Source organism: Pseudomonas sp. Mb7 (assembly GCF_054790525.1).
The window spans coordinates 2,075,983-2,098,480 of record NZ_CP186501.1 but is presented as its reverse complement, the minus strand read 5'-3'; the positions used below and the strand labels follow the sequence as shown (position 1 = coordinate 2,098,480).

Annotated in this window: 20 protein-coding genes; 7 read left to right on the top strand and 13 right to left on the bottom strand. The window is 59.8% G+C overall.

What is annotated here, in order from left to right; genetic code table 11:
* The first annotated feature begins 129 nt into the window (after nucleotides 1–129).
* On the top strand, nucleotides 130–2,514 hold the full coding sequence (locus tag ACOYXH_RS09640) for a DUF3772 domain-containing protein (protein ID WP_460410605.1): 2,385 nt from the start codon (nucleotides 130–132) through the stop codon (nucleotides 2,512–2,514).
* A 197-nt stretch (nucleotides 2,515–2,711) separates the two neighbouring features.
* The gene (locus ACOYXH_RS09635; protein WP_095049879.1) at nucleotides 2,712–3,173 is read left to right on the top strand and encodes a DUF3574 domain-containing protein; all 462 of its coding nucleotides are present in this window, start codon (nucleotides 2,712–2,714) and stop codon (nucleotides 3,171–3,173) included.
* A 974-nt stretch (nucleotides 3,174–4,147) separates the two neighbouring features.
* Here the strand turns inward: ACOYXH_RS09635 and ACOYXH_RS09630 are convergent.
* A complete protein-coding gene (locus ACOYXH_RS09630; RefSeq protein WP_460410604.1) occupies nucleotides 4,148–5,071 on the bottom strand; it encodes a bifunctional helix-turn-helix transcriptional regulator/GNAT family N-acetyltransferase in 924 nt (307 codons plus the stop codon).
* Between the two features lie 67 nt (nucleotides 5,072–5,138).
* A complete protein-coding gene (locus ACOYXH_RS09625) occupies nucleotides 5,139–5,414 on the bottom strand; it encodes a hypothetical protein (RefSeq protein ID WP_095049861.1) in 276 nt (91 codons plus the stop codon).
* Between the two features lie 137 nt (nucleotides 5,415–5,551).
* Here ACOYXH_RS09625 and ACOYXH_RS09620 point away from each other — a divergent pair, with 137 nt between their 5' ends.
* Both ACOYXH_RS09620 and ACOYXH_RS09615 read left to right on the top strand, forming a co-directional pair.
* The gene (locus ACOYXH_RS09620) at nucleotides 5,552–6,388 is read left to right on the top strand and encodes an AraC family transcriptional regulator (protein WP_220558720.1); all 837 of its coding nucleotides are present in this window, start codon (nucleotides 5,552–5,554) and stop codon (nucleotides 6,386–6,388) included.
* Nucleotides 6,389–6,443: 55 nt separating this feature from the next.
* Nucleotides 6,444–7,040, top strand: a complete 597-nt coding sequence (locus ACOYXH_RS09615; RefSeq protein ID WP_095049859.1) for a LysE family translocator — start codon at nucleotides 6,444–6,446, stop codon at nucleotides 7,038–7,040.
* A 48-nt stretch (nucleotides 7,041–7,088) separates the two neighbouring features.
* On the opposite strand, the gene ACOYXH_RS09610 is transcribed toward ACOYXH_RS09615, so the two are convergent.
* Nucleotides 7,089–8,006, bottom strand: coding sequence for a LysR family transcriptional regulator (locus ACOYXH_RS09610; RefSeq protein ID WP_095049858.1), 918 nt, complete (start codon nucleotides 8,004–8,006; stop codon nucleotides 7,089–7,091).
* Between the two features lie 103 nt (nucleotides 8,007–8,109).
* Between ACOYXH_RS09610 and ACOYXH_RS09605 the strand changes: the two genes are divergently transcribed.
* The 3 genes from ACOYXH_RS09605 to ACOYXH_RS09595 all read left to right on the top strand — a co-directional run bounded on the left by ACOYXH_RS09605 (nucleotide 8,110) and on the right by ACOYXH_RS09595 (nucleotide 12,605).
* On the top strand, nucleotides 8,110–9,852 hold the full coding sequence (locus ACOYXH_RS09605) for an amidohydrolase (RefSeq protein WP_460410603.1): 1,743 nt from the start codon (nucleotides 8,110–8,112) through the stop codon (nucleotides 9,850–9,852).
* A 145-nt stretch (nucleotides 9,853–9,997) separates the two neighbouring features.
* A complete protein-coding gene (locus ACOYXH_RS09600; protein ID WP_220558717.1) occupies nucleotides 9,998–10,735 on the top strand; it encodes a TorF family putative porin in 738 nt (245 codons plus the stop codon).
* Between the two features lie 211 nt (nucleotides 10,736–10,946).
* Nucleotides 10,947–12,605, top strand: a complete 1,659-nt coding sequence (locus ACOYXH_RS09595; protein ID WP_460410602.1) for a phosphoethanolamine transferase — start codon at nucleotides 10,947–10,949, stop codon at nucleotides 12,603–12,605.
* A gap of 121 nt (nucleotides 12,606–12,726) precedes the next feature.
* Here ACOYXH_RS09595 and ACOYXH_RS09590 read toward each other — a convergent pair whose 3' ends face one another.
* The 10 genes from ACOYXH_RS09590 to ACOYXH_RS09545 all read right to left on the bottom strand — a co-directional run bounded on the left by ACOYXH_RS09590 (nucleotide 12,727) and on the right by ACOYXH_RS09545 (nucleotide 22,329).
* Nucleotides 12,727–13,005: a DUF971 domain-containing protein gene (locus tag ACOYXH_RS09590; RefSeq protein WP_460410601.1), complete on the bottom strand. Its 279-nt coding sequence runs from the start codon at nucleotides 13,003–13,005 to the stop codon at nucleotides 12,727–12,729.
* Nucleotides 13,002–13,964: a HEAT repeat domain-containing protein gene (locus ACOYXH_RS09585; protein ID WP_460410599.1), complete on the bottom strand. Its 963-nt coding sequence runs from the start codon at nucleotides 13,962–13,964 to the stop codon at nucleotides 13,002–13,004. Before ACOYXH_RS09585 ends, ACOYXH_RS09590 begins: the two co-directional genes overlap by 4 nt.
* The gene (locus ACOYXH_RS09580; RefSeq protein WP_460410598.1) at nucleotides 13,961–14,809 is read right to left on the bottom strand and encodes an ABC transporter ATP-binding protein; all 849 of its coding nucleotides are present in this window, start codon (nucleotides 14,807–14,809) and stop codon (nucleotides 13,961–13,963) included. The genes ACOYXH_RS09585 and ACOYXH_RS09580 overlap by 4 nt, the downstream gene beginning before the upstream one ends.
* Nucleotides 14,809–15,588, bottom strand: coding sequence for an ABC transporter permease (locus ACOYXH_RS09575; protein ID WP_460410596.1), 780 nt, complete (start codon nucleotides 15,586–15,588; stop codon nucleotides 14,809–14,811). Before ACOYXH_RS09575 ends, ACOYXH_RS09580 begins: the two co-directional genes overlap by 1 nt.
* Before the next feature lie 265 nt (nucleotides 15,589–15,853).
* Nucleotides 15,854–17,278, bottom strand: coding sequence for an ABC transporter substrate-binding protein (locus ACOYXH_RS09570; RefSeq protein ID WP_177409266.1), 1,425 nt, complete (start codon nucleotides 17,276–17,278; stop codon nucleotides 15,854–15,856).
* 211 nt (nucleotides 17,279–17,489) lie between these two features.
* Nucleotides 17,490–17,735 carry a 4Fe-4S dicluster domain-containing protein gene (locus ACOYXH_RS09565; protein ID WP_003225615.1) on the bottom strand — a complete coding sequence of 82 codons (246 nt, stop codon included), beginning with the start codon at nucleotides 17,733–17,735 and terminating at the stop codon, nucleotides 17,490–17,492.
* 26 nt (nucleotides 17,736–17,761) lie between these two features.
* A complete protein-coding gene (locus tag ACOYXH_RS09560) occupies nucleotides 17,762–19,492 on the bottom strand; it encodes a fumarate reductase/succinate dehydrogenase flavoprotein subunit (RefSeq protein ID WP_460410593.1) in 1,731 nt (576 codons plus the stop codon).
* Nucleotides 19,489–20,241, bottom strand: coding sequence for a GntR family transcriptional regulator (locus ACOYXH_RS09555; RefSeq protein WP_127927000.1), 753 nt, complete (start codon nucleotides 20,239–20,241; stop codon nucleotides 19,489–19,491). Before ACOYXH_RS09555 ends, ACOYXH_RS09560 begins: the two co-directional genes overlap by 4 nt.
* 221 nt (nucleotides 20,242–20,462) lie before the next feature.
* Nucleotides 20,463–21,431, bottom strand: coding sequence for a Gfo/Idh/MocA family protein (locus ACOYXH_RS09550; RefSeq protein WP_220558711.1), 969 nt, complete (start codon nucleotides 21,429–21,431; stop codon nucleotides 20,463–20,465).
* Between the two features lie 10 nt (nucleotides 21,432–21,441).
* A complete protein-coding gene (locus tag ACOYXH_RS09545; protein WP_320414340.1) occupies nucleotides 21,442–22,329 on the bottom strand; it encodes a Dyp-type peroxidase in 888 nt (295 codons plus the stop codon).
* Nucleotides 22,330–22,498 lie beyond the last annotated feature (169 nt).

Here is a 22,498-nt window from a genome sequence, read left to right as displayed (position 1 = left end):
ACCTCCCGTCGGGCTTTTTGCGTCTGCAAGTTCTGCTCACCGGCCCTGCTCTGCGGGAAACTTTTGCGCGCCAATCGCCTCGATCACCTAACCTCATAGACTGTGTGATCCATTCGAGCCGCCTCACCCATGCGCAACACATTGAAGTCGTTGTTTTTTTTCGCATTCATGCTGGCGGTTGGCGGCAGTCCGACGCTATTGGCCGCCGACTTGCCGGCGCCGGCAACCACCGCCGCCGCGCCGCTGCCGGTGATTTCGCAAAGCGAACTGCAGGCGCTGCAACAACGCCTCGACGGCCTCAAGCAACAGATTTCCGCAGCGAACAATTACAACCAGCTCGAAGGCCCGCAGGATCGGGTGCAGGCGTTCATTCTGGATGTCGATCGGTTGTCGGCGGCGTTGTTGCCGCAGCAGGCGCAACTGGCAGTGCAGTTGGGGGTGCTGGGGGCCGCGCCGGATGCCGATCTAGCGGAAGAGCAGGCAGACATCGTCGCGCAACGGGCGTCGTTGGCCGAGCAGAAGAGCAAGGTCGACGGCACATTGAAGAGCCTGGCGGCGCTGAAGCAGAGCGCGGCGGATCTGATTACGCAGATCGCCGGGATACGCCGCACACTGCTGGAAAGTGAGCTGACGCTGGGCACTGACAGCGTGCTGAGTCCCAGTTTCTGGTCGCCGCTGGTGAGTCCGAGTGACGATGATCGCCAGCGTCTGCGCTTTTTCGTTGCGCAGGTGCGCGACACATGGGCCACCGTGTGGGCGCCGGGCGAACGCATCTACACCAGTATGTTGATGGCGCTGGCACTGATCATCTGGACCTTCGGCCGCCGGCTGGCCGAACGCGGTCTGACCTGGGTGTGCATTTACCGCATGCCCGAGGGACGTCTGCGCCGCAGTGCGCTGGCGTTCGCCTCGGCGCTGGCGACCATCGCCACCACCGCCATTGCCCTGCAATTACTGTTCTACGCCTGCACCCGTCATCAACCTTTGCCGCCAGTGCTGGAAACCTTCTCCGAAGAGTTCGAAAAGGTCGTGTATGCGTGCGTGCTGCTAACCGGGTTGAGCCGCGCGCTGCTGTCGACCGAACATCCCTCGTGGCGCCTGCCGGCGATTGCCGATCAGGTGGCGCTGGCGCTCAGGCCCTACCCGCGCATCCTGTCCTGCACGTTATTGGTGCTGGTGACGCTGGTGCAGGTGAGCAATGCCACCGGCATGAGCAGCCAGATCGTGATTGCCGGGCGCGGGGTCATTTCGATCGTTGTGCTGGCGATCGTGACGGTCCTGTTGTTGCGCGTCGGCAAAGTGCGCAAGGCGCTGGTCGCGGCTAATGATGCGGCAGCAGCGAACAGTACGTTTGCCGGGGTGATTTACACCCTTGCTAGCGTCTCGATGTTTGTCTCGGCGATTGCCCTGCTCGCCGGCTATGTGTCGCTGGCGCGGTTCATCAGTTATGAGCTGGTGTGGGCGTACATTGTCTTGTCGGGTTTCTACCTGCTGATCCAGTTGATCAAGGACGTCTGCGAGCACGTTTTTTCGCCACGGCACGCCAGCGGTAAAGCGCTCAAACAGTTACTGGGCATCGGTGATCGCCGCCTCGATCAGATCTCGATCCTGCTGTCCGGCTTCAGTCGGGCCGCACTGATGCTGCTGGCGGTGATCGCTCTGTTTGTCGGTGGCATCGGCACCACGCTCGGGCAACTGGCGAGCAACATCATGGCGATCCTTGGCGGCGCCGGGTTGCGCAAGCTGAACATCGTCCCCGGCCACCTGCTCAATGCCGTGCTAGCGCTGATGATCGGCATCTGGCTGATCCGCGCCCTGAGTCGCTGGCTCGACAACGAGTTCCTGCCCAGGACCGACATGGACCCGGGCATGTGTGCCTCGTTGAGCACGCTGTTTTCCAACATCGGTTACGCCTTCGTGATTCTACTGACGCTGTCGTCGCTGGGCGTGCAGTGGACTAATCTGGCGTGGATCGTCAGTGCGTTGTCGGTGGGTATCGGTTTCGGTTTGCAGGAGATCGTGAAGAACTTTGTCTCGGGGCTGATTCTGCTCACCGAACGACCGGTGAAGGTCGGCGACTTGATCAGCATCAGTGGTGTGGAAGGCGACATCCGCCGCATCAACGTGCGCGCCACGGAAATCCAGCTCAGCGACCGCTCGATCGTCATCGTGCCCAACTCGCAACTGATCTCGCAGAACCTGCGCAATGTCACCCTGGGCGGCAGCGCGCAAGGCGTGGCGTCACTGGAACTGGTGTTCCCGCTCGATATCGATCCTGAAGAGGTGAAAGACCTGTTGCTCAACACGTATCGGGAGAACGAAACCATCCTCGATAAACCGGCACCGTTCGTGCGCTTCAGCAAATTGTCGCCTGACGGAATTACTTTGACGGTGACCGGGTACGTGGCTAGCCCGAGGATTGTCGGGGTGACCAAAAGTGATTTGCTGTTCGAGATTCTCAAGCGGCTGGGTGCGGCAGAGATTGCGTTGGCGAAACCGCCGGCGAGTGCGTAATGAATCGGTAAGGCTCTGGCATGGAATATTTTCGCTGTCTGAAAAATCGCTTTCGCGAGCAGGCTCGCTCCCACAATTTTTGCGCGGTGAAGGGTTATTCCGGAAGCGCCTAAATGCCTGCTTTTTAGGTCTTTATTGGCGGTCAGACGGCAACCTTATACTCGAGCGGTTTACTCATCGTTCAATAAGGATGTTCCATGCCTCGACGTTTTCTACTGGCGGCGCTGTTCGTCGCCGTCGCCGGTTGTGCCAGCCCTCCTCCTGCGTCCGTTCACACCCATGATCCCGCCAGTTCGACCTTGCAAGGTGATATTTCGCGGCCGGCGCAGGCGCAGTGGATTCGCACCGAGTTGTACTTCTCCGTTGGTTCGATCGATGGCAAGGACGGTGCAGTCAGCCCGGCGCGCTGGCGCGAGTTTCTTGATCAGGAGGTGACGTCGCGATTTCCTGATGGTTTCAGTGTGTTCGATGCTTATGGGCAGTGGCGGGATAAGGGCGCGAAAGAGCCTGAACGCTTGAGCACCAAGGTGATTGTGATCTTGCATGAGAACAGCCCGAAGAATGCGGGCAACATTGAAGCGATTCGCCTGGCTTACAAGCGTATTACGGGGGACTTGTCGGTGCTGCGGTTGTCGCAGCCGGCGGAGGTGTCCTTCTAGAATCAGAAGCCCCTCACCCTAACCCTCTCCCAGAGGGAGAGGGAACCGATCCGGGGATATTGGAGATTTACGCCGACCTGAGCATGGCTCACTGAATCAAAACCGACCTCGACCTGTTTTTCCTTCACTGAATCCATAATCGATTCGGTAAGAAAACATTCAGGTCGGCGTAGCGTTTGAGATCACCTCGGTCAGTCCCCTCTCCCTCCGAAAGAGGGTTAGAGTGAAGGCTTTGAACTAAGCCTACACGTGCCGAAGAAACGGCCTACGCAACAAAGAAATCAAATGTAGGAAAACCATACTTTTGACAGCTATTCCAGAGCAAAAAAAGCCCGTTCCAGTCGAAACCGGAACGGGCTTTTCCCACATTAACGGCCGTCACTTCAGGTCGTCAAAGTGGTCTCGCAGGAACTCGTAAAAGCGAAATGCTTTAAACAATCTCCATACAAGGCTCAGCGTACGCAGCAAAAGCTTCATACGTTTTGGCCTCCAGGGCTGGGGGCCAAACCTCCAGCAAGCTTACCGGATCATGCTTGCCTTCAGCTGGCATGTCATAGCAGCTAGTGAGGCGGCCGGTTGAAAGCCCTCCGAAGTATCATCCCGGCACGGGTGCAAAACCGTGTCAGAGGGAATGAAACCGTTGAGTTGCCAGCCAAACCTCGTCGCTGCTCAGACATGTGAGCGTCAGCATCATAACCCTCAATAGAACGATACATGACCAGGTAATTCATCGGCTTTGTAAAACGTTATTTCTGCCAGTATTGCTCTTTTCAACATTGGATAACGTATGCATCCACCTGATACAGAATATTAATGTTGCGAGGGGACGCAAAGACTCATACCATGAGCACATGTCATAGCAGCTAGTGAAGCAACAAACCTCGGTCGCAAACCAGGGTTTACAAAAAGAACCGCCCCGCAAAGGCGGTTTTTTTTCGTCTGTCTTTTTACTGCACCCGACGACGAAAAACAGCTCACAACACCCGCGCCCACGTCTGACTCAGCAGATCCTTGCCAAAGCTGTGAACCGCTTCTTCCTCCACCAACTCAAACCCGGCCTGCTGATAAATCTTGCGTGCAGCCGTCAGGTTGCTGGTCGTCCACAAGGTCATTTTCCGGTAACCCATCTGCCGGGCAAAGCGCAGGCACTCCTCGACCAGACGACTGCCAATGCCCAGACCCCGCGCGCTGGCGTCGACGTAGAGCATGCGCAGTTTGGCGGTAGTCGCGTCCTGGCGGACGATGAACACCGAACCGATGACCTTGCCGTCCTTTTCGGCAATCCAGCAGCGCTCACAGGTGGGGTCGTAATCGCGCAAGTACTTGGCGACCACCTCGGCCACTAGCGCCTCGAACTCCGAATTCCAGCCGTATTCGCGGGTATACAGTGCGGTTTGCTGTTGCATCACTGTACCCATGTCGCCGGGCTGCGGATCGCGTAATACGTAGGTTGAGTCTCTGTTGCCTTGCAGCAGTGTCTGGATCAGCGTCATGGCGCCGATCAGTTGTTTCTGCTGCGGTTCAGGCAATCGCTCGAGCATGGCGACGATCTGTTCGCGGGAAGCCTTTTCCAGCGGGACCAGAATTTCGCGCCCGAGGTCGGTGAGGTGCAATTGCGCAGCGCGGCCGTCCGTAGGCGACGGCACTTTCTGGATCAAGCCGTGCTTTTCGAAACCGCTGATGATGCGGCTCATGTAGCCGGCATCGAGGCCGAGCATCTGGCGCAGTTCAGCACTGGTCAGGTCACCGCGCGACGCCAGCTCATACAAAATGCGTAACTCGGTCAGCGAGTAGTCGCTTTGCAGCAGATGCTCCTGCAATACACCGATCTGATGGGTGTAGAAGCGGTTGAAACCGCGCACAACGTCGGCTTGCTCGAGGAGATGGCTGCTGGACATGGCAAACGCTCAGTTAATTGCTTAAAGCAACTATATATTTGCCAAAAGCAACCATGTCAACAGAAAGCTATCGGCACTTGGCCAACACCACCTGACAGGTGTCCGGCGTGCCCCCAGAGCGCCCGGCATAGCGGATGCAGTTGCTCATCGACTTCTGCCGGGCCATGTTCAAACTGGAGCCCCAGGCCAGACCGCCCTCACCGACCGAGGGCAAGGCTTTGGCGTAGCAGGCGTCCCCGACGCCGGAAGGCGGATAGTGTTTGCGGCCTGAGCAGCCTGCCGCCAACGCCAGGCTGAGGGCGATCAAGGTGAGTAAAACCCCGCGCGAGCATCGGTTAATCATCGCATTCCACCTGCCGCCAAAGGGTTCGTGACCTGCAGAGTCTAGCCCCCTCATCTGCACAAATCTTCTAAACGTCGATGAGCATTGCGCGGTATTTTATGGGGCCGCACCGTTCAATGGCGAACACTGGAGCTTTCGTGGATAAACGCAACTGGATCGAGCTGTCCCAGGATGTCGACACCGGGATTGAATCGATTCGTGCTCATTTTCAGGGGCATGCCTACGATCCGCACTGGCATGACAGCTTCCTCGTCGGCGTCACCGAGCAAGGCGTGCAGCAATTCAATTGCCGCCGAGTACGCCATCGCAGTACCCCGGGCAATGTGTTCCTGCTGGAGCCGGGGGAAATCCACGATGGCCAGGCGCCGACCGAGGAAGGTTTTACCTATTCGATGCTCTACCTCGATCCGCACTGGCTGGAGCGTGAAATGCACGCGCTGTTCGAAGACGCACCGTCCGACAGTCAGCCCGGTTTTGCCGACACGCTGAGTCAGGACCCGCGTCTGGCCACAGCGATCAATCACGCTTTCCATGCGTTGCATGACGGCGATCTGCGCATCGTCCGGCAGACCGCCATTGACGGTCTGCTTAGCTCGCTCACGCGTCATCTCGACTGGCGCAAGCGCCAGGTTTTCGATCCGCGCCTGCCGTTGGTGGCGCAACTGGCGCGGGATTATCTGCACGCGCACACCTATGAAGATATCGGTCTCGATGATCTCGCGCGGGTCTGCGGGGTGGACCGTTTCCGTCTCAGCCGGGCGTTCAAGTCTGCCTTCGGTCTGGCGCCGCACGCCTACCTGATCCAGTTGCGCCTGGCCAAGGCGCGGCAGTTGCTGGCGCGCGGTGAAACGCCGGCGCAAGTCGCCAGCGTGCTCGGTTTTGCCGATCAGAGCCACCTCGGTCGCTGGTTCCGGCGTGCCTATCAACTGACGCCGGCGGATTACCGCAAACGCTGCTCAAACCTTCCAGACTGACGCACGCCGTCTGGCGATCATGGATACCTGTGTTGATTTTCAGGGAATCCCGATCATGGCGTCATTACTGCCCTTTCTGCTGTTTGCTTTCGTTGCCTCGATCACGCCGGGGCCGACCAATATTCTGGTGTTGAGCCACAGTTCGCGCCAAGGCCTGCTCGCCACATTGCCAATCATTTTTGGCGCCTGCGCGGCGGCGGCCCTGATCGTGCTGATGGTCGGCCTCGGTGCCGGCGAAACGTTGCTGCGCTACCCGCGTGTGCAGCATGCCATGGCCTGGGGCGGCGTGCTCTGGTTGAGCTGGCTGGCGTGGCAGATCTTTCGCAGCACGCCGCCATCACTGAACCCGGCGGATGCCCAGGAAGAAAGTTTCAGCGTGCTGGGCGCTGCCATGCTGCAACTGGTCAATCCCAAGGTGTGGATGATGGCGGTGGCAGTGGTCAGCGTGTTTGTTGGCGGGGGTGACAAGACTCTGCGGCTGCTGGTGTTGTCACTGGCGTTTTTGCTGGTGTCGCTGCCGTGCATGACGTTCTGGGCATTGCTGGGTGTGGGCAGCGCACGGTTGATGGGTTCGCCACGGGCGTTCAAACGCATGAATGCGGCACTGGCGTTGTTGCTGCTGCTCTCGGCATGGCTGACCGTCCTGGCATAACGCCCCTGCAGGAGCTGCCGAAGGCTGCTTCTACGGAGGAATGGGCTGTCAGCTCAGGCCACGTTCGATGAGGAATGCCGAGATGTAATCGATGAACGCCACCACCTTCGCCGTGGCCCGCCGATGGCTCGGGTACACCGCGAGAATGTGCGGGCCGAAGGTATCCGGGTCGATGTCGTAATCGGCCATGACCCGCACCAGTCGCCCGTCGGCAATGTACGGTGCGGCGCTCCACAGCGGCGTATGCAGCAAACCGCGCCCGGCCAAAGCACTGGCCAGCAGCAAGTCGTAATTGTCGCTGCGCAACCGCGGTGCCGCCGGTTGCGCCAGACTCAAGCGCTGCCCATCGCGCTCGGCCCACCAGAATTCGCGGCTGAGCAATGGGTGCTGATAGAGCAGCCACTCATGCTGCTCAAGGGTTTGCGGAGTCACCGGCAAATCCTTGCGCGCCAGGTACTCCGGACTGCCGCACAGGGCCAGTCGATTGCTACCCACCACCCGCGCAATCAGCCCCGGCAAGTCATCGTGGCCTTCACGCAGCGCCAGGTCATAACCACTTTCCAGCAGGTTGACGAAGGCATCGCACAGATCCACTTGCAGGCTGATCTGCGGGTATTGCTGCAAAAAGCCGTCACACACCTGATCGAGAAACGCCCGCCCATACGCCAGTGGTGCGGTGATTTTCAGGTTGCCGCGCAAGCCGTGCTGTAACTGCTCGATTTCCTCGCTGGCCTCGTCCAGCCGCTGCAACACCAGCCGTGCGGTTTCCAGGTACACCCGGCCGATTTCGGTAAGCAGAATCCGCCGTGTGCTGCGCTCAAACAGGCGTGCACCCAGCTCCGATTCCAGGTGATTGACCGCTTTGGTCAGCGCCGACGGGGTCTTGCCCAACTGCTCGGCGGCGCGGCTGAAACTGCCGAGCTGCGCGGTGACCACGAACATTTTCAATGCACCCAACTTGTCCATGCTTTTTCCATTCAGGCAAAAACGTTTTTCGTGAGGGAGGCGTTCTGTCAGCCGTTGCCAGCCACTAATCTGGCCATCAGACGCAATAACAAGGAAATCTTCAATGAAAAGATTCATCCCGAGTCTGTTGGCAGCCGCTGTAAGTTTTGCCTCGATGGAAGCCATGGCCGCCGCCGATCTGGTGCTGCTCAACGGCAAGATTTTTACCGCTGACCGCGCGCAACCCAAGGTGCAAGCACTGGCCGTGGAGAACGGCAAAGTGCTGAAAGTCGGCAGCGACACGCAGATCAAAGCCTTGATCGAACCCGGCACCCAAGTGATCGATCTCAAGGGCAAAGCGCTGATGCCCGGCCTCATCGACAGCCATTCCCACGCGATTTTCGGTGGACTGGAAATGGTCTCGGCGAACATGGAAGACGAAGTCGTCGACCTCGACGAACTGCAAAAACGCCTGCGCGACTGGCGTGCAGACGGCAAGGCCAAACACGGCGATGTGCTGAGCATTGCCGGCATGAGTTCGGTTTATTGGGCGCAGGCCGAGGCCTTGGGCAACACCTTCAACAGCGGCGAATGGGCCAATGTGCCGGTGGTATTCATCGGCAGCGACCACCACACCGCGTGGGCCAACAACGTCATGCTCAAGCGCACCGGGATTGATTCGGCCCTGCTGAAAACCCTGCCAGACGCGGAAAAAGACACCATCGGCAAACTGGCCAACGGTGAGCCGAACGGCTTTGTGGTCGACGCCGGTTGGGACCGGGTCGCCTCGAAGATGCCAGTGCCAAGCCCTACCGACATGTTGAGCGCTGCCAAATCAGCGGTGCGCTACAACAACAGCCTGGGTATCACCGCGTGGATGGACCCTGCCGCCAACGCCGCACCAGGTGAAGCGGTGTTCGCCCTCAAACCGACCGAGAAAACCGTCGGCGTGCTGCCGGCCTATAAAGCCCTGTCGGAAAGCGGCGACATGAGCGTGCACGTCGCGGCGCTGTTGGTGGCCAACCCGAAAAGCCTACCCTCCGACCTCGATACGCTGGACAAGGTGCGCCAGCAATTCCAGGGCATTCCCAACCTGACCCTGCCCGGGATCAAGATCTTCGCCGACGGCGTGATTGAATTCCCGGCACAGAGCGCGGCGATGATCGACCCGTACAGCAACTCGCACAAACAGGGCGAACTGCTGATCGATCCACAACACTTCGGCGAACTGGTCAGCGCCATCGACCAGCGCGGCTGGCTGGTGCACATCCACGCGATCGGCGACCGTGCGGTGCGGGAATCGCTGAACGGCATTGCTCAGGCGCGCAAGGATCGCCAGAGCGGCGTGACCCACTCGATCACTCACCTGCAAATGGTCAACCCGCAAGAGTTCGCCCGCTTCAAACAGCTCAACGTCATCGCCTCGATGCAACTGCTGTGGGCCAGTGCCGACGACTACACCACCGACATGATCAAGCCCTACGTCAGCGCCCTCGCCTTCCGCTATCAGTACCCGGCGCATTCGCTGCTGAAACAGGGCGCGACGATCGCCGGCGCGAGTGACTGGCCGGTGTCGACACCGAATCCGTTCAACGCCATGGCCCAGGCGATTACCCGTGTCGGACCGTTGGGTGTGCTCAATGCCGATGAGCGTCTGGACCGTGAAACCATGTTCTACGCCTACACCGTCAACGCCGCGCGGACCATTGGCCTGGAGAAGCAGATCGGCTCGCTGACGCCGGGCAAGCAGGCTGACTTTATCGTGCTCGACCGCGATGTGTTCAGCGTCGACAACAAGGCCCTGCATGACACCCAGGTTTTGCAGACCTGGTTCGGCGGCCGTCAGGTCTACACCGCCACCCAATAACAACATTGATCCCCCTGTAGGAGCTGCCGAAGGCTGCGATCTTTTGACTTTGATTTTAAAAACCAAGATCAAAAGATCGCAGCCTTCGGCAGCTCCTACAGGTTTACCTCCTGCCCCCATAACAATCACAACATCGGGACTTCACATGAAAGCCTTGCCCCTGTTCGCCCTGAGTTTTTTCAGTCTGCTGCCGTTGAGCAGCTTTGCGATCCCTTTAAACGATGACTTTGCGCTGTTGGTGGATCTCACTTTAGCCAGTGATTACCGCACCCGGGGCATCTCGCAAACCCAGAACGACCCTGCCATGCAGGCCGGCCTGACTCTCGCGCACAGCAGCGGTCTGTACCTCGGCGCGTGGAGTTCCAACGTCGATTTCGGCGGTGGCCTGAAAACCCGTCAGGAAGTCGATTACTACGGCGGCTGGCTGTGGCAGGCGACCGAGGAAGTCAGCCTCGATCTGGGCTACATCAAGTACGCCTACCCCAAGGAAAGCCAGTTCAACCAGAGCGAGGTCTACGGGATTCTCGGGGTTTATGGGGTGAAGTTGGCGGCGTATTACTCCAGTGATGCGCCGGGAATTGATAGCAAACAGAGTTCGCTGTACAGCTACATCGGTTATGAAACTGAACTGCCGTACGACTCGGGGTTGAAGCTGCGTTACGGCAATATGGATTTCAAGGATCCGCATTTGTACTCGGCGTCCGGGCAGGCCGAGGACAGTTATCGCGAGTGGGAAGTCAAACTCACCCATAACCTCGCCGGCGTGGTACTGGGCCTGAGCTACATCGACACCGATCTCTCACAAACCCAATGTCTGAGCAATTGGGGTTTCAAAGACGTCTGCACCGCCACCGTCGTCGCCAGCGTCAGCAAATCTTTCTGACCCAGCGAAATCCCACTGTAGGAGCTGCCGAAGGCTGCGATCTTTTGATCTTGATGTTAAGAACAACATCAAAAGATCGCAGCCTTCGGCAGCTCGTACAGGAAATGGGGGTCGAACTTGTTACAGGATGTTTACAAATTTTTTACTAATGCTCTTCTACAGTTACACGCGTAACCGCGTGATGTTCTATTCAAGTAGAGGAATGTTTGACATGGCTTTGGGCAACGGACTGCGCTTACCGTCCATCACGCCTACCCGGCTGGTGCTGCTGTTCTCCCTGGCGCTGGTGGCGTTGTACAACCTGGCGACCTGGGAGGCGCTGGGCACTCTGATCACCCTGCAAGGCGCGCACAAACTGGCGTTTTTCGCCTCGTTCGCGCTGTTTTTGTGGGCCGCGATCACCCTGCTGCTGACACTGGTGTCGTTTCGCTGGACACTGAAACCGGTGCTCACCGTGGTCGCCCTGCTCTCGGCCTGCGCCGCGTATTTCATGAATGAATACGGCATCGCCATCGACACGGTGATGATGCAGAACGTCTTCGAAACCAACCCCGCCGAAGCCACCGCGTTGTTCAGCGGCAAGCTGCTGGCTTACGTGCTGTTGCTCGGTGTATTGCCGGCGGCGTTGATCTGGCGCTGGCCGGTCAGTTATCGGCCGTTCTTTCGCGGTCTGCTCAACAAGATGCTGGTGATCATCGCCTGTGTGCTGGTGATCGCCGCCTCGGTGGGCGCGTTCTATTCGACCTACGCGCCAATCTTCCGCGAAGAAGACAAACTCACCCACTTCATCAACCCGACCAACTACATCTACGCGATCAGCAAGTACACCAAGCAACGCCTGGGCATCAAAAAGCATTTCGTGGTGCAGGCCATCGGCGAAGACGCGGTGATGAGCGCCAAGGCGGCCAGCCGCGAGAAGAAATCGCTGATGGTCTTCGTGGTCGGTGAAACTGCTCGCGCCGATCACTTCTCGCTGAATGGCTACGAGCGCGATACCAATCCCGAACTGAGCAAACTCGACATCCTCAACTTCACTCAGGTGCATTCCTGCGGCACGTCGACGGCGGTCTCGGTGCCGTGCATGTTCTCGATGTTCCCGCGTGAGGATTACAGCGACAAGAAAGGCAAAACCTACGAAGGCCTGCTTGACATTCTCCAGCGTGCCGGCGTGCAAGTGCTGTGGCTGGACAACAACAGCGACTGCAAAGGCACCTGCCTGCGCGTACCGCATCGCGACATTTCGAAGAATCAGCCGGGGCCATTCTGCGACGGCAACAACTGCCTCGACGAGGCGCTGTTGCAAGACCTGCAAAGCTACATCGACAGCCTCAAGGGCCACGCGATCATCGTCCTGCACGCCGACGGTAGCCACGGCCCCGAGTACTACGAGCGGTATCCGAAAGACATGGAGCGCTTCAAACCGATCTGCCACACCAACCAGTTGGGCAGTTGCAGCCGCGATGAACTGGTGAACGTGTACGACAACACGATTCTGTACACCGACCATTTCCTTGCCAAGGTCATCGAACTGCTCAAGCGCAATCAGGACTCACTGGACACGTCGATGGTTTACGTCTCCGATCACGGCGAATCGCTGGGCGAGAACGGGCTGTACCTGCACGCGGCGCCGTATGCGCTGGCGCCGCAAGCGCAGACCCATGTGCCGATGGTGATGTGGTTTGGCAATGGCACGCTCGCCAGTGAAGGGATCGATCGCGGTTGTTTGCAAGGCAAGACCGGGCAGGCGGACCTGAGCCATGACAACCTGTTCCACTCGCTGCTGGGGTTGTTTGATGTGAGGACGTCGGTGTATCAGCCAGGGCTGGATATTTTTCATGGCTGCCGGCCGGCGATGACGGCCACGAATTAACCAAACACTGAAGATCCCTGTGGGAGCTGGCTTGCCAGCGATAAGGCCGGCACATCCGGCATCTGTGTTGACTGACAAGCCGCCATCGCTGGCAAGCCAGCTCCCACAGGGAATGGTGCTCTCAGGAGGTGAGGTTTGCCAGATAGGCCCACGGGTAGATGCCGCGTTGATGGCCATCGCTGAAGATCATTTGCACGCCGTAGCCCTGCGGGTTGAGTTCGATCAGGCGCACGCGATCATCCACCAGTGGTGTCATGCCTTTGAGGCGAAACGCGCGGCATTGCGAGCACGGGCACTGGCGGCGCAGTTCGGCGTGATAGAGCTGTTGTTCGCGGGCGTCCGGCCAGCTCAAGCACAAGGTGCCTTCGCTTTGCGAATTAGCCATCGACAGCGGGTTCATTGCAACTGACTCAAGGCGATGCGCACGGCTTTGCGCACCTCCGGGTCGCCGTCGTCCTGCGCAGCCTGCAACGCGGCCACGGCGCCGCGATCATGCAGTTCGCCCAAGGCCAGCGCGGCTTCCTTGCGCAGGTTGCTGATGCGATGACCGAGGGTGTCGATCAGGGCGTCCAGCGCCGGGGCGAAACGCAAACGGCCGAGGCTGCGGGTAGCGCGCAGGCGCACTTGCCAATAATCATCGCTCAAGGCTTCGACGAGCGCGGAACCAGCGTCAATGTGGCCGACCTTGCCCAAGGTCGTCGCGGCTTCTTCGCGTACTTGCCAGGCGTCATCCCGCAAGGCCTGGCGCAGGGCTGGCAACACTTCGGCGCTGGAGGCCAAGCCCAAAGCGCCAGTCGCAGCACGGCGTACTTCGGTGTCGGGGTCAGCGCTGGCCAATCGTGCCAGGGCGGGCAATGCGTCGAGCTGCTTGAGCCAGCCGAGCACGCCCACGGCTTCACGACGAACGCTGGCGTCGACATCGTTCAGCGCCGAAACCGCTGCCGGCGCGGCTGCGGCGAAACGCAACTCACGCAAGGCACGGAATGCGGCGATACGCACACTGACGTCGGCGTGATCGGTCCACGGCAAAATCACCTGCCCCGCCGCTTCCGTTTTGAGCAAGCTCAGGCTCTGCGCGGCGGCCGATTGCACGGCGGGCGACGTGTCGGTCAAGGCTTCACACAAGGCCTGCACGACGCCCTCATCTTCCCAGGCTTCCAGCAAACGTGCGGCTTCAGCGCGAACCTCTTCGGCGGGATCTTGCCTCAGGCGATCAACCAGCCAGAGCAAGCCATCCGGTTCTTCCAGATCCGCCAGATCAATCAGCGCAATGCGTCGCACACCGGCGTCTTCGGCAGTCAGGCGCGGTTGCAGATCGAGAATGTCCTGGTTATCGGTCACAGCAAAAATAGAGGTCATAGGGCAAATCGCGGCAAAGGGTTTTCGGGAGGCAGGCCGAGCGGGTTGAGGCGCGGCAGCGGTCGGTCGTTGTCGTGGCGTAGCAGGTCGAGGCAGTGGCGTTTGAGTCGGGAGAATTCGGGGCTGGTGACCAGTTCGCTGGTGCGTGGCCGGGCGAAATCCAGGCGCAAGTCTTCGATGATTCGCCCCGGTCGCGCGCTCATCACTAGCAAGCGGTCGGCGAGGAACAGTGCCTCGTCGATGTCGTGAGTGACGAACACCACCGTGGTACGGATACGCGTCCAGATGTCCAGCAGTAGTTCCTGCATGTTCAGACGTGTCAGCGCATCCAGCGCGCCGAACGGCTCGTCCATCAACAGCAGACGCGGGCGGTTGACCAGCACGCGGGCGATCTCCACCCGTTGCTGCATGCCGCCGGAGAGTTGATCGGGCCAGCGTTCGGCAAATCCGTCGAGGCCGACCAGTTTGAGGATTTCATCGGCGGCGCGGTGGCCCTCAGCCTTGCCGATACCACGCATTTTCAGGCCGAAAGCCACGTTGTCACGCACCGTACGCCACGGAAACAGCGTGTGGTGCTGGAACACCATGCCGCGCTGTGGAGACGGCCCGGACACCGCCGCGCCATCGACTTTCAGACTGCCGGCATGAGCGCTGAGGTGCCCGGCCAAGGCGCCAAGCAAGGTCGATTTGCCGCAACCGGACGGACCAAGAATGCACACGAACTGACCCGGTTCAATCTGGCAATCAAGTTCGCGCACGGCTTCGAACGCTTCACGCCCTGCGCCGAGGACGATGGACAACTGGCGAATGTCGATCCGCCCTTCCGGGGTTTGCATCACGCTCATCAGGCTTTTCCTCGCGGTCGATACCAAGGCGTGAACAACCCGCCCAGGCGTTTGATCAGCAGACTGCTGCCCATGCCCAGCACGCCGATCAGCAACATGCCGACGACGATGTCGGCGTAGTTCTGAATCGTGTAGGACTCCCAGGTGTAATAACCGATGCCGAACTGACCGGAGATCATTTCCGCAGTGACCAGACAGAACCATGAGGTACCCATGCCGATCGCCAGGCCGGTGATGATGCTGGGTGCGGCGCCGGGCAGGATCACTTCCAGCAGGATCGCCCGGCGCCCTGCCCCGAGGCTTTTCGCGGAGGCGATCAGACGCGGGTCGACGCCTTCGACGCCGTGCACGGTGTTGAGCAGAATCGGAAACAGCGCGCCGGTGAAGGTGATGAAGACCATCGACAGTTCGGAGGATGGGAACATCAGGATCGCCAGGGGGATCCACGCGACGGCGGGGATTGGGCGCAGGACTTCCAGCGGTGGCAGCAGCAGGTCTTCGGCCCACTTCGAACGGCCAATGGCCAGGCCGAGAGCAATGCCGATGACTAGCGCCGCGAGGTAGCCGGCGAACACACGGCTGAGGCTGGCGGTCAGGTGCTGCAGGAGCTTGCCGGAGTCGCCCAGGCCTAGCGCTGCTTCGATCACGGCCACGGGGGTGGGCACGTTGGCGAAGGTGACGAGGCCGAGGTTCCAGTGGTGGCTGGCGGCGAGTTGCCAGAACAGCAGGCAGAGCAGCAGTGACGCGGCTCTTGATGTCCAGCGGATGGGTGTTTTCATCGAGCGGGTTTCCGGTTCTGGATCTGTGTGATGACTGATATTTACCCCCTCACCCCAGCCCTCTCCCCCAGGGGCGCGAGGGGGAAAGGGAGCCGACCTGCGTGCTTTTCAAAACCTGAGTTCGACTCGAAGGGGAGCCAACCTGCGTGCTTTTCAAAACCTGAGTTCGACTCGGCATTTCAGGTCGGCGTAGCGAGTCCAAACACCTCGGTCAGTCCCCTCTCCCTCTGGGAGAGGGCTAGGGTGAGGGGCTTTTGATCTTCTATCAGCGGACAGCAACCGCTTGAGTAGTGGCATCGGCGAAATCGAGAACCTTGCCACCCCGCGCCGACGCATATTGCTGAGCCTGCCCCTTAAGCAAAAACGCACTCAACCGGCCCTTCGCATCACTGGCAAACCACGCCTGCTCAGCCAACAACTTGATCCCGCTGTCACTGGCCTGTGCATACACCGCACGGATGTTTTTGCCTTCCTGCTTCAACGCCGCCAACGCAGTGAAAGCGGACTCAGCGGAGGCATAGCGGCGCACTTTGTCCTCACCGCGCACCCAGATTTCCGCGACATGACTGAAGTCAGTAATCGCTTTCCCCGTCGTCGCATCCGTAGCCTTCAGTGGCGTCTGTGCGTAGTTGGCCAGCTGCGCCGTGTAGTCCAGACCCGACGCGTTGAACGCGGCGCGGATGTATTGATCGTCGATGAACGTATTCAGATCGAGGCCACGATCAGCCTTCTTCAACAGCTTCAACGTATCGATGGCCGTACCAACCGCCTGACGATATTCCGGCTTCCAGCTCAAGTCGCGGGTCTGCACGCCGAGTGGGCCGTGGAACAGGTAGTTCACTTCGGCATCGACGCCGGTGACTTTGGCGATCAACTCGCTGTATTTCTCCGGCTCAGCGGCCAATAGTTGATTGGCCTCGATGCTCGCCCGCAAATAGGCGACGACGACTTCCGGGTACTTCTTCGCGTACGCCTGATCCACCAGCGCACCATGGAACGTCGGCGCATTGGCCTGGGCGCCGTCGTAGATCTTGCGGGCGAAGCCCCGGCTCGGAAACAGCTCGGCGAACGGCACGAAATCGGCGTGGGCGTCGATCTTGCCGGCCTGCAACGCCGAGCCGGCGACTTCTGGTGGCTGGGCAATGATGTTGACGTCCTTGAGCGGATCCCAGCCCTGCTCCGCCACCGCGCGCAACAACATGCCGTGGGCGGTGGAGGCGAACGGCACGGAAATGGTCTTGCCCTTGAGTTCGCTCAGCGATTGCACGCCGGACGCACTCGGCACGACGATGCCGTTGCCGCTGCCCTTGATGCTCCCCGACAGTACGCTGATGAACAGGCTGTGCTTGCCGGCAGTTTCGAACGCAACACCGTTGAACGCACCTGGGAAATCGGCCATGGCGCCGAAGTCGAGTTTGCCGGCGACCATCTCGTTGGTCAGCGGCGCGCCGCTGGTGAAGTTCTTCCACTGAACGTCGTACTTCGCGTCTTGGTAGGCGCCGTCGTGGGGCAGATATTTGTCGAGCAGACCGAGTTCACGAATCAACAGACCGCCAGCGGCGCAATTGATGGTGGTGTCCTGGGTGCCGATGGCGATGCGGATGGTTTCGGCCGAGGCCGACAAAGTGAACGAAGCCAGTACCAGACCGGCGATTGCTGCACGCAACATGAGTGTTTCCCCTCGAATCATTTATTTGAGTTCGTCTCCGCCGCGATCAGGGCGCGGTGGGAAACGAGGGGTTTTCGGTGAATCCAGCGTCCGGGGTTCACCGGATGGCTTTGGGTTGTCACAGTTCCAAATGTAGGAGTGAGCCTGCTCGCGATAGCGGTTTTCCAGATGTTGATGTGCTGACTGACACACCGCTATCGCGAGCAGGCTCACTCCTACAGGGGATCGGGTTTCAACGCAGGAGATAGGGGATGTCGACTTTGACGGCACCCGTCGGGCAATCCTTCTCGCACGGCATGCAGTACCAACATTCGTCGAACGCCATGTAGGCCTTCTGCGTCGCCGGATTGATCGCCAGCAAGTCCATCGGGCAGACGTCCACGCACACGGTGCAGCCCTTTTCGGCAATGCATTTGTCCTCATCAACGGTGACGGGGGCGTTGGAGCGGAAGAAGATTTCTTGAGCTTGATAGGCCATGGTTCGGACTCTCTTTCAGTAGTGCATCAAGCGGCAAATGCGCCGACCCGTAAACGGTCGTAAGCCTGCATTTCCTCGGCATCAAGCGGAATGATGTAAGGCTCGACGGCTTTCTTGAAACTGGTCATCTGGCCGTCATTGCCCTTCTTCAGGTGGCAATGGCAGAACCATTCGCTGTCGTTGCGCTGCGGATGATCAACGCGATAGTGGTACAGACCCCAGCGGCTTTCGGCGCGGAACAACGAGGCGCGAGCGGCCATTTCGGCGCAGTCGCGGATCACGCTGGTTTCCATCGCGCGCATCAGTTCGTGGGCGTTGTTGGCCTTCATCTGCTCGAGATCGCGCTCGATGTCGCTGAAGCGTTGCAGGCCGATCTGCATTTTCTTGGTCACTTTCGGCGGTTGCAGGTAGTCGTTAACGAAACGCCGCAGCTTGTACTCGACCTGCGCCGGCGGCAGTCCATATTCGCGATCCAGCGGGGCGTAGACCCGGGCCCTTTCCTTTTCGATCTGCGCGGCATCCAGCGCAGAAAACTCGCGGCCGGCGACAAAGTCTGCGGCGTTATGCCCGGCAAACCAGCCGTAGGTGAAGGCGCCGAGCATGTAATTGTGCGGCACAGCGGCCATGTCACCGGCCGAATACAAGCCTTTCACCGAGGTCTCGGCGCGTTCGTTCACCCACACCCCGGAGGCCGAGTGACCGCTGCAAAAACCGATTTCGGAGATGTGCATTTCGACCATTTGCGTGCGGTAATCGGTGCCGCGATTGGCGTGGAATTGACCACGACTCGGGCGCTCATTGCTGTGGAGGATTTCCTCGATGGTCTGGATGGTTTCTTCTGCCAGGTGATCGAGTTTGAGAAACACCGGGCCGTTGCCGCTCTCCAGTTCCTGGTGGAATTCCCACATCATCTGCCCGCTCCAGTAGTCGCACTCTATGAAGCGTTCACCCTTGTTGTTGGCGGTGTAGCCACCCAGCGGACCGGTCACGTAGGCGCAGGCCGGACCGTTGTAATCCTTGATCAGCGGGTTGATCTGAAAGCACTCGAGGTTGGCCAGTTCGGCGCCGGCGTGATAGGCCATCGCATAGCCGTCGCCGGCGTTGGTCGGGTTCTCGTAGGTGCCCATCAGGTAGCCCGACGAAGGCAGACCGAGTCGCCCGGCAGCGCCACAAGCGAGAATTACTGCCTTGGCCTTGATCACATGGAAATCGGCCGTGCGGCAATCGAAGCCCATCACACCGTTGACGGTGCCCTCCTCGTCAGTCAGCAACCGCGTGCAGACGAGACGATTGGTGATGCTCACCCGCGCACGTTTCAACTGCCGATAGAGGACTTTTTTGATGTCGTGCCCTTCCGGCATCGGCAGCACGTAGGCGCCCATGTGGTGGACCTTTTTCACCGCGTAATCGCCGGTTTCATCTTTCTCGAACTTCACGCCCCAACGGTCGAGTTGCTCGATGGTTTCGAAACTGTGGGTGGCGTAGGCGTAAACGGCGGCCTGATTGACGATGCCGTCGTTGGCGATGGTGATTTCCTTGGTGTACTGCTCGGGCGTCGAGTGGCCGGGGATGATCGCGTTGTTCAGGCCGTCCATGCCCATGCTGATCGCGCCGCTGCGTTTGACGTTGGCCTTGTCGACCAGCAACACGCGCAAGTCGCGGTTCTTTTCCTTGGCCTTGATCGCGGCCATCGGGCCGGCAGTGCCACCGCCAATGACGACAATGTCGTATTCCTGTTCGAGCACGTTGCGGGTCATGCCTGCTCCCCTTTTTGCCGGTCGATCCGCAGGCGGTACTGGAACGCATCGCCACGGTAGTAAAGGTGTTCGAAGTCCAGCGGTTGGCCTTGCGCGTCGTGGGTCAGACGCTCGATACGCATGATCGGCGAGCCGGCCTCGACGTTCAGCGCCTGGGTCAGGTCGCTGTCGGCGAGCACTGCGTCGATGGCCAGATCAGCGTGGCCGAGGGCGATGCCGCAGTCGTTTTCGAGGATCAGGAAGATGTCGCGGGTGACCAGATCAGCCTTCTCCAGCCGCTCGCCGACGATTTTCGGCAGGTAGGTGATTTCCAGCGAGATCGGCTCGCGATTGATCAACCGTACACGTTTGATCTGCGCGACGATCTCGCCCTCAGCGACTTGCAAACGCTCGGCGACGCGTTTGTCGGCCGGGATGAATTTGAAGCTGCGCAGGCGGTTGATCACCTCATAGCCACGGCCGGTCATCGACTCGGCGAGGCCTTGCAGGCTGCTGACGTTCTGAAAGGTTTTCGGCTTGGCGACGAAGGTGCCTTTGCCGTGGATCTTGAAGATCAGCCCTTCCTTTTGCAGATCGCCCAGCGCCTGGCGCACGGTGATGCGGCTGACTTTGAACAACGCACCGAGTTCGCTTTCGGAGGGCATCTGGCTGTCTTGCGGGTATTCGCCGTCGAGAATCCGCGCACGGAGGACGTCGCGCAGTTGGGTGTGCAGCGGGACGCTGCTAAGGGAGAGAACGTTATCGGTCATCACGGGATCACTTGTTATAACGAGTTATGACGTGATCATAGAGATGTTATGACAAGGTTGAGAAATATTGTTTGGGCATAACCTTAGATGCATGACACACGCGATTCCCTGTGGGAGCTGGCTTGCCAGCGATGGCGTTCTGTCAGCCAACTGATTGGCTATCTGAACCACCGCTATCGCTGGCAAGCCAGCTCCCACAGGGGATGGTGTAAGACTGGAGGTCAGTGGCGTTTGAGGATCTGGTCCATGACCCAGTCGGTTTTGAGGGCTTGTTCGGCGACGGCGGGATGTTTGGAATCTCCACGAATATGCGCATTCATTCCGAGCACGTGATGCCACTGGATGTGCTCGTGATGGGGGATTTCCAGGCTGAGGTGTTCATCGGCATGCAACTGCACGGGATGCTCATCAAACACCGAAAAAATGATCCGCCCGAGACTGCCAATGATCTCGACCCGATCCTCGCGCCTATCCGCGACAAAGCTCCAGCAGCCCATGCCCAGCGCTCCGGAAGCGAACCGCCAACTGGCGCTGACGGCATCTTCCGCCGCGTACAAACCCGCCTGCCGCGCCGTGAATCCGGCCACTTCAACGATGTCGCCGAGCAGGTACTGGAACAGGTCAAAACCATGGCTGGCCAGATCAGCGAAGTAACCGCCACCGGCCACCGCCGGATCGGTGCGCCAATTGTCGCGCCCCTGCAGATCCGCCGGCGACGGTGCCTTGGTCAATGTCCAGCTCAGATGCCGAACCTCACCAATGCGCCCCTCCTCCAGCCATTGCCGCACCTGCGCAAAACGCGGCAATGAGCGACGATAGTAGGCAACGAACAAATGCAAACCGGCATCGGCAAACGCCTGCTGCATCTCGCGGCTTTGCCCGGCATTCAGCGCCATGGGCTTTTCCACACAGCAATGTTTGCCGGCCGCAGCGACTTTCAGGCTGTAGGCGTGGTGGCTGTCGGGGGGTGTGGCGATGTACACCGCGTCCACCTCGGGATCGTTGATCAGCGCATCGACGTCGGTGTAAACCCGCTCGATGCCGTGGCGCGCGGCATAGTCAGTCACGGCCTCAAGGCGTCGGCCCATCACCGCCACCAACGCCGAACCGGGCGCCTTGTAGAAGGCCGGGCCGCTCTTGCGTTCAGCGACGCTGCCGCAACCGATCATGCCCCAGCGCACCACGTTCATGTCTCTTCCTTTAGCCGATGCGCAAGGCGCGCAGATCGAGGTGACCGTCCTTCAGCGGCGGGCACCAGTAATAGCCGCCAGTGATCGGCCGGCTGATGCGATACAGACCATCGGTGATGCCGTCTTCCAGGCCGCTCATACGGCGCAGTTGTGCTTCGAAGGCATCCAGCGAGAAGCCGAAAGCGAGGAACATCAGACCGGCGCGATCACCTTCGATCCACGGCATCGAGCGGCGCACGACAAAGGCTTCCGGGGCAAAGCTTTCCTGTGCGGTGCGTTTGACGTGGGCGGAGACTGGTGCGTCGTCGATTTCTTCGTTGTCGCTGAGGCGACGGCCCATGATGTTGTCTTTGTCCTCGGCGGACAGTTTGTGGAAACCCTTGAGGTCATGCTGCCACTGCTGGATCGCGGCGAAGCTGCCACCGACCATGCCGTCGGTGCCTGCGCTTTGCAGGGCGGCAGCGATGGCGGCTTCGTCGTGGGGGTTTTCGGTGCCGTCTTCATAGCCGGTCAGGTCGTGGCCGTCCTTGTGGCGGAAGGCTTCCTGCATCTCGACCAGACGCAGGGCTGGTGCCAGTGCGGCTTCGAGGGCGTTGCAGCGGTTGAGCAGTTCACCACGGTCGACGCCGTGCAGCCACACCCACAGCGCGTGCTGGGTTGACGGGTTCTCGACGCCAACGCCGGTCAGCGCCGGGAAGCTGCGCAGGCCGTCAATCTGCATGTTGAGCGCCTTAGCCAGGGATTCACCAAAACCGACCACCGCCGACTTGCCGTCCACCTGATTGAGCAGGCTGTCGAGCGCCTGCGGCAGGGCTTCAACCGACTCAAGGGCGAAAAACAGGTGACGCGCTTGCGCAGGAACAGGGGTGGCGAGAATGCCCGGCTGGTAGTAACTCATGTGAACTCCTTGGGAAAGTGCGCGGGAGTTTACCTGTGGCCGGAGGGTTTGTGTGGGTTTGGATGGAAGTCAAAAGCCCCTCACCCTAGCCCTCTCCCGGGGGGAGAGGGAATTGATTGGGGGATATTAAAGATCTACACCGACTTGAACGTGCTGTACCGAATCCATA